15 protein-coding genes are annotated in these 14,888 nt (G+C 45.5%); 6 read left to right on the top strand and 9 right to left on the bottom strand.

What is annotated here, in order from left to right; all coding sequences use genetic code 11:
- Window positions 1-69: 69 nt before the first annotated feature.
- On the bottom strand, window positions 70-534 hold the full coding sequence (rnhA, locus tag IQQ51_RS15250) for a ribonuclease HI (RefSeq protein WP_017060723.1): 465 nt from the start codon (window positions 532-534) through the stop codon (window positions 70-72).
- A gap of 56 nt (window positions 535-590) precedes the next feature.
- Between rnhA and dnaQ the strand changes: the two genes are divergently transcribed.
- Entirely contained in the window at window positions 591-1,358 is a 768-nt protein-coding gene (gene dnaQ, locus IQQ51_RS15245) for a DNA polymerase III subunit epsilon (RefSeq protein ID WP_193841522.1), read from the top strand.
- Window positions 1,359-1,367: 9 nt separating this feature from the next.
- The gene (locus IQQ51_RS15240) at window positions 1,368-2,615 is read left to right on the top strand and encodes a TIGR03503 family protein (protein ID WP_193841521.1); all 1,248 of its coding nucleotides are present in this window, start codon (window positions 1,368-1,370) and stop codon (window positions 2,613-2,615) included.
- 128 nt (window positions 2,616-2,743) lie between these two features.
- Here the strand turns inward: IQQ51_RS15240 and fadE are convergent, their stop codons facing one another.
- Entirely contained in the window at window positions 2,744-5,209 is a 2,466-nt protein-coding gene (gene fadE, locus IQQ51_RS15235; RefSeq protein WP_193841520.1) for an acyl-CoA dehydrogenase FadE, read from the bottom strand.
- A gap of 329 nt (window positions 5,210-5,538) precedes the next feature.
- Between fadE and lpcA the strand changes: the two genes are divergently transcribed.
- Both lpcA and IQQ51_RS15225 read left to right on the top strand, forming a co-directional pair.
- Window positions 5,539-6,114: a D-sedoheptulose 7-phosphate isomerase gene (lpcA, locus tag IQQ51_RS15230; RefSeq protein WP_193841519.1), complete on the top strand. Its 576-nt coding sequence runs from the start codon at window positions 5,539-5,541 to the stop codon at window positions 6,112-6,114.
- 67 nt (window positions 6,115-6,181) lie between these two features.
- The gene (locus IQQ51_RS15225; RefSeq protein ID WP_193841518.1) at window positions 6,182-7,027 is read left to right on the top strand and encodes a class II glutamine amidotransferase; all 846 of its coding nucleotides are present in this window, start codon (window positions 6,182-6,184) and stop codon (window positions 7,025-7,027) included.
- A 107-nt stretch (window positions 7,028-7,134) separates the two neighbouring features.
- On the opposite strand, the gene purN is transcribed toward IQQ51_RS15225, so the two are convergent.
- Complete coding sequence (gene purN / locus IQQ51_RS15220) at window positions 7,135-7,809, bottom strand: phosphoribosylglycinamide formyltransferase (protein ID WP_193841517.1); 675 nt, start codon at window positions 7,807-7,809, stop codon at window positions 7,135-7,137.
- A gap of 132 nt (window positions 7,810-7,941) precedes the next feature.
- Window positions 7,942-8,982 (bottom strand): phosphoribosylformylglycinamidine cyclo-ligase, encoded by a 1,041-nt coding sequence (gene purM / locus IQQ51_RS15215; RefSeq protein ID WP_008222945.1) that lies wholly within the window; start codon window positions 8,980-8,982, stop codon window positions 7,942-7,944.
- 169 nt (window positions 8,983-9,151) lie between these two features.
- Here purM and upp point away from each other — a divergent pair, with 169 nt between their 5' ends.
- Window positions 9,152-9,778: a uracil phosphoribosyltransferase gene (gene upp / locus IQQ51_RS15210; protein ID WP_017060716.1), complete on the top strand. Its 627-nt coding sequence runs from the start codon at window positions 9,152-9,154 to the stop codon at window positions 9,776-9,778.
- 141 nt (window positions 9,779-9,919) lie between these two features.
- Here the strand turns inward: upp and IQQ51_RS15205 are convergent, their stop codons facing one another.
- Window positions 9,920-11,158 carry a uracil-xanthine permease family protein gene (locus IQQ51_RS15205; RefSeq protein ID WP_050619933.1) on the bottom strand — a complete coding sequence of 413 codons (1,239 nt, stop codon included), beginning with the start codon at window positions 11,156-11,158 and terminating at the stop codon, window positions 9,920-9,922.
- A gap of 278 nt (window positions 11,159-11,436) precedes the next feature.
- Here IQQ51_RS15205 and IQQ51_RS15200 point away from each other — a divergent pair, with 278 nt between their 5' ends.
- Complete coding sequence (locus tag IQQ51_RS15200; RefSeq protein ID WP_193841516.1) at window positions 11,437-12,690, top strand: DUF2066 domain-containing protein; 1,254 nt, start codon at window positions 11,437-11,439, stop codon at window positions 12,688-12,690.
- A gap of 110 nt (window positions 12,691-12,800) precedes the next feature.
- Here IQQ51_RS15200 and IQQ51_RS15195 read toward each other — a convergent pair whose 3' ends face one another.
- From IQQ51_RS15195 to IQQ51_RS27190, 4 genes are all read right to left on the bottom strand, one after another.
- Entirely contained in the window at window positions 12,801-13,238 is a 438-nt protein-coding gene (locus tag IQQ51_RS15195) for a DUF2069 domain-containing protein (RefSeq protein WP_017060713.1), read from the bottom strand.
- Window positions 13,235-13,828, bottom strand: a complete 594-nt coding sequence (gene wrbA / locus IQQ51_RS15190) for an NAD(P)H:quinone oxidoreductase (RefSeq protein ID WP_193841515.1) — start codon at window positions 13,826-13,828, stop codon at window positions 13,235-13,237. The genes IQQ51_RS15195 and wrbA overlap by 4 nt, the downstream gene beginning before the upstream one ends.
- 6 nt (window positions 13,829-13,834) lie before the next feature.
- On the bottom strand, window positions 13,835-14,185 hold the full coding sequence (gene arsC, locus IQQ51_RS15185) for an arsenate reductase (glutaredoxin) (RefSeq protein ID WP_193841514.1): 351 nt from the start codon (window positions 14,183-14,185) through the stop codon (window positions 13,835-13,837).
- Window positions 14,186-14,307: 122 nt separating this feature from the next.
- A partial coding sequence (locus tag IQQ51_RS27190) for a tetratricopeptide repeat protein (RefSeq protein WP_228012894.1) occupies window positions 14,308-14,888 on the bottom strand: 581 nt, incomplete at its 5' end.

Here is a 14,888-nt window from a genome sequence, read left to right as displayed (position 1 = left end):
TTTCATCTATCAATTCGATTGAGAAATTATAAATCGCTTTCTGAAATGTGCGTCTAATCTAAAAAGCGGTTAGCTTGGTTGATAGCCCGTATCTTCTAGAGTCGGATTCTCCGCTGCGTTTCTTGCTAAATCATCACACATTTCGTTTTCTCTGTGTCCCGCGTGTCCTTTTACCCAGCGCCAATCAACGCTATGGCGAGCGGTTTCTTTATCGAGCCTTTGCCACAGATCGGCATTTTTAACCGGTTTTTTGTCGGCTGTTTTCCAGTCACGCTTTTTCCAGTTATGAATCCACTGTGTGATGCCTTGACGCACGTATTGGCTATCTGTGGTCAGAATCACAGAGCAAGGTTCTTTGAGGGCTTGGAGAGCAACGACAGCGGCGAGCATTTCCATGCGGTTATTGGTTGTTAGCGTGAAGCCTTCTGCTAGCGTCTTCTCGACTTTCTTGTAGCGAAGTACGATGCCATAGCCACCGGGACCAGGGTTGCCTAAACAAGAACCATCAGTGAAAATTTCAACTTGTTTCGTCATGATTTGATACTATTACCTCAAGCACATTATCGGCATAGTCTGACACAGTTATCCTTATGAATACCAGTAGCACTCCAGAACAAAGCACGAACGAAAAAAACAGTTCGAACGAAAATAAGCGCATTGTTGTACTCGATACCGAAACCACCGGTATGAATACAGAAGGTGGTCCTCACTATATGGGCCACCGCATTGTTGAAATTGGTGCAGTGGAGATCATCAACCGTAGGCTGACCGGGCGTCATTTCCACGTCTACATCAAGCCCGATCGTGCGATTCAAGAAGAGGCGATTGGCGTTCACGGTATTACCGATGAATTCTTGATTGATAAGCCTGAATACCAAGACATACATAAAGAGTTTCTCGACTTTATCAAAGGTGCGGAGCTGGTGGCTCATAACGCGCCCTTCGATACGGGCTTTATGGACTATGAGTTTGAGAAGCTCAACTCTGCGATAGGTAAAACGGATGACTACTGTAAAGTTACCGATACCTTGGCAATGGCGAAGAAGATATTCCCGGGTAAAAGAAACAACCTAGATATCTTATGTGACCGTTACGGTATCGATAACTCGCACCGTACTCTCCACGGCGCATTGCTCGATGCGGAGATCCTAGCCGACGTCTACTTATTGATGACGGGTGGTCAAACTTCGCTGCAATTTAACGCTGGTCAACAGGAAGGCGAAGCCGAAAGCATACGAAGAGTAGAAAGTGGTCGAAAATCCCTAAAGGTTTTACGAGCTACGGCCGATGAAGTAGAAGCGCATCAAAGTCGTTTAGATCTCGTCGAGAAAAGCGGAAGCTGCCTCTGGCGTCAGTAGGGAGAAAGTATGTTAAGGGTATTGGCTACCGGTTGCTTATTGCTGTTAAGCTTTGGCTTACATGCAGCAACAGAATCCGTAATGAGTTTATTGGATAACCGTTTTCGAGTTGATCCCAGTATTGAACAAGTCACCTTTGTGATTTATCGAACCGATAACTCTAAACCTGTCGTTTTAGTTCGCCCTGATGGCAAGAAATACTACTCTTGGCGCAATGCTGATAATGTCCGTTGGTACGAAGAATCGTCCATGGACATTATCTCTATCGACAATCCGATGCCCGGTCCTTGGCAAGCGATAGGTAAAGTTTCCCCTAAGAACAATATCAAGCTGCTGTCTCATCTTGTTTTGGATGCTAATGAGTTCCCAGATAAGTTGTATCAAACAGAACGCATCAAATTTACCGCTCGACTAACCTCTGATGGCAAGCCGCTGGTGCTGCGCGATTTTCTCGATCGCGTGAAGCTTAAGGTCACCTTTACTAAGTTTGTTGAAAACGAAGAGTCTTTGGTGAGAGAAGCGCGCCCGGTGCCGGTTGTGATGGGCGAGTTTGCTGATGATGGCGCAGATCTTGATGAAAAGGCTGGAGATGGTGTGTTCACGGTCTCTTTGCCAATAGATATCGAGCCTGGTAAATACCGAGCGCGTATTACCTCTGGTAATGGTGTGTTCCTGCGAGCGCAAGAGCAAGAAGTCTTGGTTTATCCAACACCGATCACTAACACCTTCATTCAATCACGAAAAGAGGGTTTACCTCATACTATTGTGGTGTCTGGTGAGCAGGGGATGATCGCACCGAGCTCGTTAGCGGTTCATGTTGAGCACAAGGCTCCTGATGAATATGTGATGTACAAGCAGGGGCAAGCTGAAGTCGACGCAATGAAAGTCGCTCTAGAGGTGCCTTACAATGGCTATTTGGGGATTTATAATTGGTCAGGAGTGGTTTACGCCACTGACGCTTCAAGTCAGCGCCCACTGATCTTTCCAATTACCGAGCAGTCGTACAGCGTTGTTGAAGATATCGACTTAGCAGAGTCACGACGTCTTCAAGAAGAAGCACTTGCTGAACAGAAGCGTATCGCAACAGAGTTGATGATCCTTCAAAAACGTGAAGATGACAGACAGCGCAGTATGATCATTATTGCGGTGGGTAATGTGGTCGCGATTCTATTGGGCTTATTGATTTGGTTTGTGGTTCGTAAGGTTAAGGCGAAGAAAAAAGCGTTACCTGAGATGCAACTCAAGGCGCCCAAGTAACTCGCATAGATGATTAGATTGTCTAGAGAGAATAAGCCGCTAGATAAAGCATTGGAATTTGTGGTAACGAAATCATGAACAAAAAAACGGGACTCATAGGAGTCCCGTTTTTGTTTCTTTTTCTGGCCTTAAGCGACGTTATCAATCGATTGGTCTGGGTACTGAGACTTTGCTGCAAGCTCCTCTGGTGAGAAGTCATCCACGTTAATCGTGTACAGTCTATGTTCCTCAGCGCTAATCAGAAGATTTGCTTCGTCTTGCGTTAAGATACCTTTCTCAAGTCCCAACTGAGCAACAAGATCAAGTCGTAAGAAGGCACGTTTTTGATGTGTCTCTTTGCAGACTTTGTCGAACAGAGGCTCAGCTTGAAGAATTACTTCTAGCGCTTTTTCAATCTTACCTACTGGGTTGTATTCCGTCGCTTCTAGGTATTGGCCGCGACCTATACGAGAGCGTGTTTCGCTTGGTGTTTGTAGAATGTGCGCAACTTTGCTATCGAGCTTGTCGTTTGGAGCACGACGGATACGACCAAATGGCATTAGCACAACACGAAGCAGACGACCAATCACAGGGTTAGGGAAGTTCGCTAAGAACTCATCAATCGCCACTTCAGTCTGACGTAAGCTATCTTGCATCCCCCAATGTACTAACGGTAGATCTTCAGCGTGGCTGCCTTCACTTTCAAAGCGCTTCAACGTTGCTGAACCTAGGTAAAGTTGACTTAGGATATCGCCCAGTCTTGCTGATAAACGTTCTCTACGCTTTAGTGAGCCGCCTAGAACTGCCATTGAAATATCAGACAGTAGCGCTAGGTTGGCACTGTAGCGGTTTAGCTGTTGGTAGTAACGCTGTGTCTGTTTATCTGTTTTATTTGAAGGTGTTGGCGCATCAGAACCACGGCCATCGGTTAAACCAAACCACAAGCTGCGGACTAGGTTACTCATAGTGAAGCTAACGTGTCCAGCTAACGCTGAATCAAACTTATCAAGCGCATCGCTGCTTTCAGAATAAGCCGCTTCCATTTCGTTCAGTACGTAAGGGTGACAGCGAATCGCACCTTGACCATAGATGATCATTGAACGAGTCAGGATGTTTGCGCCTTCAACCGTAATCGCGATAGGCGAACCTTGGTAGCCACGAGCTAGGAAGTTCGATGGGCCTAAACAAATGCCTTTACCACCGACGATATCCATCGCATCAATGATGCTGCGTTGGCCACGGTGAGTACAGTGGTACTTAACGATTGCTGAGATAACCGAAGGCTTTTCGCCAAGGTCAATACCTGCGACGGTTAGGTTACTTGCAGCGTCCATTACATAAGCGTTACCTGCGAGGCGTGCAAGTGACTCTTCGACCCCTTCCATGCGGCCAATAGGCTGTTTGAACTGACGGCGGATACGAGCGTAAGCGCCTGTTGCGAGCGCAGCAGACTTAATGCCACCTGTTGAGTTTGAAGGCAGTGTGATACCACGACCAACCGACAGACACTCAACTAGCATGCGCCAGCCTTGACCTGCCATTTTCTGGCCACCAATGATGAAATCGATAGGCACGAAGATATCGTCGCCTTGCGTTGGACCATTCTGGAAAGGTACGTTTAGTGGGAAGTGGCGGTTGCCAATCTCTACGCCTTTTAAATCAGTTGGGATAAGCGCACAGGTGATACCAAGATCTTTTTGGTCACCGAGCAGACCATCCGGGTCACGCAGTTTAAAGGCCAAGCCCAAAACGGTCGCGACAGGCGCGAGAGTGATGTAACGCTTGTTCCAAGTTAGGCGCATGCCAAGTACTTCTTCGCCTTGCCAGTCGCCTTTACACACCACACCGTAATCTGGGATAGAGCCTGCATCTGAACCGGCTTCTGGGCTAGTCAGAGCAAAACAAGGGATCTCTTTACCTTCCGCTAAGCGAGGCAGGTAGTAGTTTCTTTGTTCTTCTGTTCCGTAGTGTTGTAACAGCTCACCTGGGCCTAATGAGTTAGGTACGCCAACCGTCGATGACAATACACTAGAAACGCCCGTTAGCTTCTGTAGAACCAAAGATTGAGCGTAAGCTGAGAACTCTAAGCCGCCGTATTTTTTCTTGATGATCATGGCGAAGAATTTATGGTCTTTCAGGTATTGCCATACTTCTGGTGGCAAATCAGCAAGCTCATGTGTCACTTGGTAATCATTGACCATTTTACATACGGTATTTACTGGGCCATCTAAAAACGCTTGCTCAGCTTCAGAGAGCTTCGGGTCAGCAATGTTCTGAAGCTTCTTCCATTCAGGTTTGCCTTTGAACAGCTCTGCTTCCCACCATACTGTGCCAGCTTCTAGTGCTTCTTTTTCTGTCTGAGACATCGCCGGTAGAACTTTCTTAAATAAAGAGAGTGCTTTTTGGCTGATTAGGGTCTGACGAATGGTCGGTACAGCAAAGATCGCAACGGCTAACAAGTAACAAAGCCAGCCAGTGACTGACACGCTGCCAAACAGAGTTAATGCTACCATTGCGCCGGTTAATACAACTAATGCACGTACCAGACTAACTCTATGGTAAAGACAGACGCCTAAGATGGCGGTCATGCCGAGTAGGGAGAGCAATATGTTCATGATCGATTTCCTTTTCAGAGATCACTTATTGTTATTAAGTTTTAGGTAAGAGGTCTAACCAGTCAAGTGTAAACAAAATATTAAATATTTGTAAAACTCCAAAGTGAATAAAAAGTGATCTCAATAGAGTTAAAGTTCTAATTGTGAGAGGTTGGTGGCGAATATTTGGACGGATCGGCAGTGAGACCCTAATAAAGGTGGCAATCTTTGGGCTTAAGTGTCGACACTATTTCATGTTTGTGGGTAAACTCAGCTATAAAGAGGGGAAAACCCTCAGTTCTCATTTCACGCACTTTAAGTTGCGTTAAAAAAAATAAGAGATAAGCCTTATGTACCAAGACCTAATCAAAAGTGAATTAAACGAAGCTGCTGACGTTCTTAACAAGTTTTTGAGTGACGACCATAACATCGCTCAAATTGAAGCGGCGGCAAAACTGATTGCTGACTCATTCAAGCAAGAGGGTAAAGTGCTTTCTTGTGGTAACGGTGGTTCACACTGTGATGCAATGCACTTTGCGGAAGAGCTTACTGGCCGATACCGTGAAAACCGTCCAGGTTACGCTGGTATTGCGATTTCAGATCCAAGCCACCTGTCTTGCGTGAGTAATGATTTTGGCTACGACCACGTATTTTCTCGTTATGTAGAAGCGGTAGGTCGTAAAGGTGATGTGTTGTTCGGTCTGTCGACTTCAGGTAACTCTGCCAATATTCTAAAAGCGATTGAAGCTGCTCAAGCTAAAGGCATGAAGACGGTTGCATTGACGGGTAAAGATGGCGGCAAAATGGCGGGTTGTGCTGATATCGAAATCCGAGTGCCACACTTTGGTTACGCAGATCGCATCCAAGAGATTCACATTAAGATCATTCATATTGTGATTCAGCTTGTTGAAAAAGAGATGGAATAATAGTTTTACAGACATTTGGAGCCCAGGTTTGTGGCTCCATTGGTTTTAATAGGGAGTAGATTAAACCATGTGTGAATTGCTCGGTATGAGCGCGAATGTGCCAACTGATATTTGTTTTAGCTTTACTGGTCTTATGCAGCGTGGAGGCAATACTGGCCCGCACCGCGATGGCTGGGGTATTACCTTCTACGAAGGAAAGGGTTTTCGTACATTTAAAGATCCTAACCCTAGCTGTGAATCTAAGATCGCTGAGTTGGTTCAAAACTACCCAATTAAAAGCCAAGCCGTTGTCAGTCATATCCGTCAAGCGAACCGTGGTGGTGTTAATCTAGAGAATACACACCCTTTTACTCGTGAGCTTTGGGGGCGATACTGGACCTTTGCTCACAATGGTCAATTAACGGATTACGACGATCTGATTAGTGGTCGTTTCAGACCGGTTGGCGAGACAGACAGTGAGCTCTCTTTTTGTTGGCTACTCAAACAACTTGAAGAGCGTTTCCCAGAGCCACCACAAGACATGGAAGGTATGTTTCGCTTCGTAGCGGAATGTTGTGACCAGCTTCGAGAGAAAGGCGTTTTCAACATGTTATTGAGCGATGGTGAGTATGTGATGACATACTGTACTAACCATTTGTATTGGATAACAAGACGCGCGCCTTTTGGTAAAGCGAGCTTAATTGATGAAGACGTTGAAATTAACTTCCAAGAAGAAACTACGCCTAATGACGTGGTTACAGTGGTGGCAACTCAGCCTCTAACAGACAATGAAGAGTGGTTTAGAATGAAGCCGGGCGAATATGCGCTGTTTCATTTTGGTGAGCTGATTGGCAACAATCATAAAGCATTGGAAGATGTCGCTTATGCGCCGCAGAAGGTAGCAAGCCAAGCGCCAACTGAACCATTGAGCTGAGCTAAGTATCCCGAATAGTATTATTTGAACCGTATAAAAAAGGCCGCTTACTGAACTAATGAATCAGTAAGCGGCCTTTTTTTGGATTTGATTTAGTTTCTGAAGAATTACTCTTCTGCGTAACCGTGTTTACCTAATGCCTTACCGTCTAAGACAGCCTGCCCATTTAGCATTGATAAACGATCTTCGGCGAACCATTTGCAGACCATAGGGTAAATGCAGTGTTCTTGAGTAAGCACTCGGCTTGCCAGAATATCAGCATCGTCATCTTCAAATACCGGCACCTTAGCTTGTAAGATCACAGGGCCACCATCAAGCTCTTCGGTCACAAAGTGGACGCTAGTACCGTGCTCTTTGTCTTGCGCATCAATGGCACGCTGGTGGGTGTGTAGGCCTGGGTATTTAGGTAACAGGGAAGGATGGATGTTGACCATTTTACCCGCATAGTGACGAACAAACTCTGAACTCAGGATACGCATGTATCCCGCAAGTACGATTAAATCGGGTTGGTATGCATCAATCTGAATCATCAATTCATGATCGAACTCTTCACGTGAACCAAAGTCTTTTGGATTCACTGAATGTGCGTCAACACCTGCGGTTTTCGCTCGTTCTAATCCAAAAGCCTCTGCTTTGTTTGAGAAGACAGCCTTAACTGAAGCATCAATCATATTGTTATCACAGGCATCCAAAATTGCCTGTAAGTTACTTCCGCTTCCTGAAACTAACACAACGATGTTTTTATTAGAGTGACTGGTTTTATTTGAGTGATTGTTTTTCATAGAGTGGGTCATACGATTGATTAACTGAACTGTTTACAATGTACCTACATAAACTAAGGTTTTCTGCGGGCTAAATAGCAAAATGAGGACCATTAGGTCCTCATTGATTAACTAAGTAAGTGAACGTATCACTTATTTGATTTCTACTTGCTCTTCGCCAGCTTCAGCGTTTGCGATCTCACCGATAACCCAAGCGTTTTCGCCTTCAGCTTTCAGTAGTTCAACGGCAGCGTCTGCTTGATCTTTAGGTAGAGCAACAACTAGGCCAACACCACAGTTGAAAGTGCGGTACATTTCGAATGTCTCCACGTTACCTTTCTCTTGTAGCCAGTTGAAGATAGCAGGCCATTCCCAGCTCTTGCCATCAATGACTGCTTTAGTACCTTCAGGAAGTACGCGTGGGATGTTTTCCCAGAAACCACCACCTGTGATGTGCGAGATAGCATGAATGTCATGCTCTGCGATCATCTTAAGCGCCGATTTGATGTAAATCTTAGTAGGTTCTAGTAGGTGCTCACCGATAGTGCGACCTTCTAGTTCTTCACTCTTATCAGCACCAGAAACTTCTAGAACTTTACGAATTAAAGAGTAACCGTTTGAGTGTGGACCACTTGAGCCAACAGCGATAAGTGCGTCGCCTGCTGCTACTTTAGTGCCGTCAATGATGTCCGCTTTTTCTACAACACCAACACAGAAGCCAGCTACATCGTAGTCGTCGCCTTCGTACATGCCTGGCATTTCAGCAGTTTCACCACCGATTAGTGCACAGCCAGCTTGAACACAGCCTTCAGCAATACCAGAAACAACGTCTGCTGCTGTATCTACATCTAGTTTACCTGTTGCGTAGTAGTCTAGGAAGAATAGCGGCTCACCACCTTGAACGATTAAGTCGTTCACACACATTGCCACTAGGTCGATACCAATGGTGTCGTGTTTTTTCAGATCCAAAGCAAGGCGAAGTTTAGTACCAACACCATCAGTACCTGAGACAAGTACCGGCTCTTTGTATTTCGTTGGAAGTTCACATAGGGCGCCAAAGCCACCAATACCGCCCATTACTTCAGGGCGACGAGTGCGTTTAACAGCACCTTTGATACGGTCTACTAGTGCATTACCTGCGTCGATATCAACACCAGCGTCTTTGTAGCTTAGAGAAGAAGTATTACCACTCACGGGATAGTCCTCGAACTTAAGTTGGATGTGAAAACGGCGCTATTCTAACAGGGCTTGATTACCAAGAGCAAACGTTTGCGCGGTTTTTTTTATTAGAATAAAGATTCTGAAATAACCTTAGAGTTCGTGTATAATCTACAGGTTTGTTTAAATATTGCCGGAGTTGGAAATGAAAGTTGTTGAAGTGAAACACCCGCTAGTAAAACATAAAATTGGCCTGATGCGTGAAGGTGAGATTAGCACTAAGCGTTTTCGTGAGCTAGCGACAGAAGTGGGTAGCCTTCTAACATACGAAGCGACATCAGACTTTGAAACTGAGCGTGTGACGATTAACGGTTGGAACGGTCCAGTAGAAGTTGACCAAATTAAAGGTAAAAAAGTAACGGTAGTGCCAATCCTACGTGCTGGTCTAGGCATGATGGACGGCGTTCTTGAGCACATCCCAAGTGCACGTATCAGCGTTGTTGGTATCTACCGTGACGAAGAAACACTTGAGCCAGTACCATACTTCAACAAGCTTGCATCTAACATCGATGAGCGTATTGCTCTAGTGGTAGACCCAATGCTTGCGACAGGTGGTTCTATGATCGCGACTATCGACCTGATGAAAGAGAAAGGTTGTAAGCACTTTAAGATTCTTGTGCTTGTTGCTGCTCCTGAAGGTATCGCTGCTCTAGAAAAAGCGCACCCTGATGTTGAGCTTTACACGGCTGCAATCGATGAGAAGCTAAACGACAAGGGCTACATTGTTCCTGGTCTTGGCGATGCTGGCGATAAGATCTTCGGTACTAAGTAATTCGGTTTCAGCTTAAGTGACTCTAAACAGTCCCTTAATTCGCTGAATTAACCGTATTAATAAAAAGGGAGAGCATTCGATGCTCTCCCTTTTTTGATCTTGTTAGGTTGTGATTCTTTGGAATCTAGCCTTATCGATCCATTAATCGATTTGAGCTTTATCTACCACAGTGTTGTCACCTAGCTCATCTGGAAGTACTAGGTTAAGTAGAATCGCTACGATGCCACATAGGCTTACGCCCTGTAGGCTAAAGTCACCGATGCCAAATGCCATGCCGCCAATACCGAAGACTAACGTAATGCCCACAATCACAAGGTTGCGTGATTTGTGCAGGTCAACTTTGTTTTGAATTAGAGTATTCAAGCCTACGGTTGCGATAGAACCAAACAGTAGAATCATGATGCCGCCCATCACAGGAACCGGAATCGTTTGAAGTAGTGCACCTAGCTTGCCGACCAATGCAAGAACGATGGCTGTTACCGCTGCCCAAGTCATGATCACTGGGTTGAATGCTTTGGTCAGCATTACCGCACCTGTTACTTCGCTGTAGGTCGTGTTTGGTGGCGCGCCTAGCATTGAAGCAGCAATTGTTGCCACACCGTCACCAGTAATTGTGCGGTGTAGGCCAGGTTTTTTAAGGTAGTCTTTACCGGTCACGTTAGAGATAGCAAGCATGTCGCCTACGTGCTCAACAGCAGGTGCAATCGCAACAAATACCATAAAGAAGATAGCGTTGATGTTGAACTCTGGCGCTGTGAAGTTTGGCAGTGCTAGCCAAGATGCTTGCGCTACTGGTGTGAAGTCGACTGCGCCATAAACCAAGCTTGTGATGTAACCTGCGACAATACCACCGAAGATTGGCAGTAGCTTAAGGAAGCCTTTAGAGAACACACTGATGACAATGGTCACTAACAGTGAAATCGAAGAGATCCACAGTGCAGCGTCTGCATCAACAAGCTGAACCGCGCCATCGCCTGTCTTACCTAGCGCCATGTTAACCGCAACAGGCGCAAGGCCTAAACCGATAACCATGATCACAGGGCCAACCACGACAGGTGGAAGCAGTTTATGGATGAAGCCAACGCCACGAACTTTAATTAACGCGCCCATTAGTACATACACAACACCCGCCGCCATAAGGCCGCCCATGGTTGCACCTACACCCCAAGTTTGAATACCAAACATGATAGGCGCGATGAATGCGAAAGAAGACGCTAAGAAGATTGGCACTGAACGGCGTGTAATAAGTTGGAATAAAAGGGTACCGATACCTGCGCCAAAGAGTGCAACGTTAGGATCAAGTCCTGTTAGTAGCGGCACGAGTACAAGCGCACCAAAAGCTACGAACAGCATTTGCGCACCTTGCAAAGCATTTTTCATGATATGTCCTTAAAAATGGTCGTTATATGAAAAGTGAAAAATAAAATTCGCGGGATTCTATCACTTAGCAATCGATTGCTACACCAGATAGATCAAATTTATTTATCTTAGTGATGTTTTATATCCATCTAAGCCCTAGAAATTCAGCTTATAAGTGAGCGATTTATCATGGCCAGGTGATATTTTGTGGTTATTAAACACAGTGGGCGCTAACGACCTTGCCCCTCAATCCATAGTTGCTTATCATCTAGGCACAAGATTTGAATATTAGGATCAGTATGCGCTACATAGCATTGTTGTTGATGGGACTATTAGCCTCTCCGAGTTATGCCTTAACTCAAGTAGATATTTTTAGTGCTGAAGTTGCGATTAACGCTGAAGACAAACAGCCAGAACAAGTGGCAAGAAATACAGGTATGGAGCAGGTATTGATACGTGCGACTGGCCAAACTGATGTCGCTTCGAATGAGACGATTCAAAAGGCGATGCGCAAGAGTTCGCAGTACATGTCTCAAATGAGTTTTGGCGAAAGCAATGACCAATCAACATTGCGTATGCGTTTTAACGGTGCTCAAATCCGTTCTCTACTGACTCAAGCACAGTTACCTTACTGGCCTGATACGCGTTCAAACATCCTTGTTTGGCTGGTGGAAGAGGACAACTACGACAAGAACATCGTATGGGAACACTCTAACTCACAGTTGGCCGCTGGCTTACAAGCGAACGCAAAAGAGCGTGGCTTGCCTCTAACGCTGCCTGTGGGTGACTTTGACGATATTACCGGTATTGCGACTTCTGATTTGTGGGGCAGCTTTGTTACGCCAATCAGTAAAGCGAGTCAGCGTTACCCTGTTGATGCTGTGCTGGTGATAAAGGCTCAATCTTCAGGCCTACGTTGGGCTCTATACGATCAAAAGCCAAGTCAATTGACGAGCGCACCAACATCGCCTGTAAGTGGTTCTTTATCAGGTAACAGCGCAACGACTTCTAAGAAGTTAGTCGACCAAATCAGTAACTACTACGCAGGCAAAAGTGCTGTGACGGTAGCGAGTGAGTCATCAGAATCGATTTTAACGCAGTTTATTAGCCTGAATAATGCTCAAGACTTCTTCCAGTTGGAGAACGCACTTAAGCGTCTAAACTCGGTGGCAAGCCTAGATATTCTGAAGATTCAGAACAACGAAGTCACTTTCCGAATTCACTTATTGTCGACTCAACAAGAGTTTGAGCAAGAAGTAGCAAGTATTCGCCAAGTTGCGAAGGTTGAAGAATCTTACATTGAGCCTGAAGTGAGCCCTGAATTTGAAACTCAAGACAACACAATGTCTGTAGGTGATGATTCAACAGACGCTGCTGAAGTCGCTGGTGACGAAACTGACTCAGGCGTGCAAGTGATTAAGGGTAATGAGGTATCTGAGGATGCTGAGCTCACGCCTGACGCAACGTTAGAGGATTCTAGTACAGAAGAGCTAACTATCACTGCGCCAGTACATGCTAAGCCAAGCTTGGTATACGAGTGGGTTCGCTCATAATTGTCAGCTGACATGACTGATTGAAATGAAAACATGAAAAAAGCCCTGCAAGAGCAATCTCGCAGGGCTTTTTGTTTGTAAGCGGTCAGTTTAAAAGCATGGGCTCAATATTATTGCTCGAACTTAGCTTTCTCTCTCTTTTCTACTTCGGAAAGGCGCTTCAACTTGATGCCTAACTCTTTGGCTCTAAAGCGAGTAAATAAGATATTGCCCGCGAAACCTAGAGTCGTCAGAAGCAGTTCTACAGCCGCTAACAAGCGTTCACCATCGTCTACATACAAAATAGTTAATGCGTGTAGGAAATAGAGCATCAAAACGAAATTTGCCCAAGCGTGCGTATAAGGCTTACCTGCTAAAATACCCGGTAATGGCAGCAACAGTGGGATAGCCCAAGCAATCGCCAGTGTGACATTACTGAGATGAGGGTGCGGTGAAAGCGTCATCTGCCAAGCCACCACCCAGAATAAAAGTGACAAGTTGCCCGCTAAAGCAAGGTAGCGAAATAGCTTGGTTTTGGGAGACATAGCCTTCTCTGGCATATACATCATTGAGAAATTCCCTTCTGGTTTAACGCGATGCGCGCTAGGCGTTTACCTAGGTTTTGCGCCAACTCAATCTCTTCTTTGCTAAGCGAAGCGCTCTCTCCAGTACTGCTTGCACCATAAGGCGTACCACCAGTTTGAGTGGTGTGCAGCGCAGGTTCTGAGTAGGGGATGCCCACGACTAACATGCCGTGATGAAGCAGGGGCAACATCATGCTTTGTTGTGTTGTCTCTTGACCACCATGCAATGATGAAGAAGAGGTAAAGACACAAGCTGGCTTATCGATGAGATCACCATTGATCCACATTGATGTCGTGCTATCCCAAAAGTGCTTCATTGGCCCGGCCATGTTGCCAAACCAAACCGGACTGCCTAGCGCCAAACCATCACAAGATCGAAGTTCTTGTAACGAGGCAATAGGATCGGTTGGTTGATAACGCGAATCAGGCTGCTCTTCTACTGTGTACACGTCGCTCACCGTTCTTAGCATGGCTTCGCAGTTCGGGATAGATTCAACCCCTCGTGCAATCTGCCTTGCTAGAGCTTGTGTGTTGCCTTGGCGGCTGTAGTAAAGAACAAGAATGTTAATGCTCATATTGGATTACAGAATCTCTAGCACTTGCTCTGGTGGACGACCAATCTTCGCTTTGTTGTTCGCGACAACCACTGGGCGTTCAAACAGTTTTGGGTTGTTTGCCATCGCGGCGAAAAGATCTTCATCAGTAACCGAAGCATCACCAAGGTTTGCTTCTTTGTAGTCTGCTTCTTTGGTGCGCATCATGTCGCGAACACTCTCAAAACCAAGCTGAGTGAATAGTACTTTCAGCTGTTCAACTGTTAACGGAGTCTCTAGGTATTTGATTACCTCTGGCTGTACGCCGTTTTCCTGAAGCACTTCTAGAGTTTGACGGCTCTTTGAGCAGCGTGGGTTATGATAAATCACGACAGACATGGTTCTTCCTCATTATTATTTTTGATTTAATTGTTTAGCTGAAGCCACCAGAGGTGACTTCTTTTTTGTGTACAGTTGAGCTTTTTTTTTATTCTGGCAACGAGCTGTTACCAGTAAACATATTATTGTAGCGACAAGAAGCGTTCTCGTTGAATCATCAGCTGATCAATTCGAGCGTCGTAGCGTGCTTGTTTTAGGCTTCCTAATTCTGCGATTTGGCTTGCTTGCGTGTAGTACTGAATCGCTTTGTTCCAGTTGGCTTGCAGTGCCAAAATTTCTGCACGAGCAGCCAGTTCTTCGTCGCTATTACCAAGGCTCGTATTTACTTTTGAAAGTAAGTGCCAGCCATTAGTGTCGTTCGGATTATCGTGCGTGTAACGTTGCAATACGCGAACCGCTTCCTGTAGATCTTCATTCTCAATCAGTGCATTGGCGTAGTTAATGGTCAGAACTGGGTTGTTTGGTTGACGAACCAGTGCAGATTTAAGTTCTTTAATCGCAATCTCAGGCTGCTTTTTCTCGATGTGCAGATCCGAAATAGCATCTAGATAAAACAGGTTGGTTGGATCGCTGTTAATCAGCTTGTTCAGAATCGGCTCTGCTTTGTCTAATTTTTTGGAATCTAGGTAAACCAGTGCTTGGCCATATTCTAGTGACGGAACCAAAGCTTTAGGGGCTTTCTTCAGCTGGCGCTCAAACCAAT

This window comes from Vibrio sp. OPT18, from assembly GCF_015163615.1.
Taxonomy (GTDB): domain Bacteria; phylum Pseudomonadota; class Gammaproteobacteria; order Enterobacterales; family Vibrionaceae; genus Vibrio; species Vibrio coralliirubri.
Note: the sequence above shows the minus strand (reverse complement) of the source record. Positions and strands in the feature narration are given on the sequence as shown.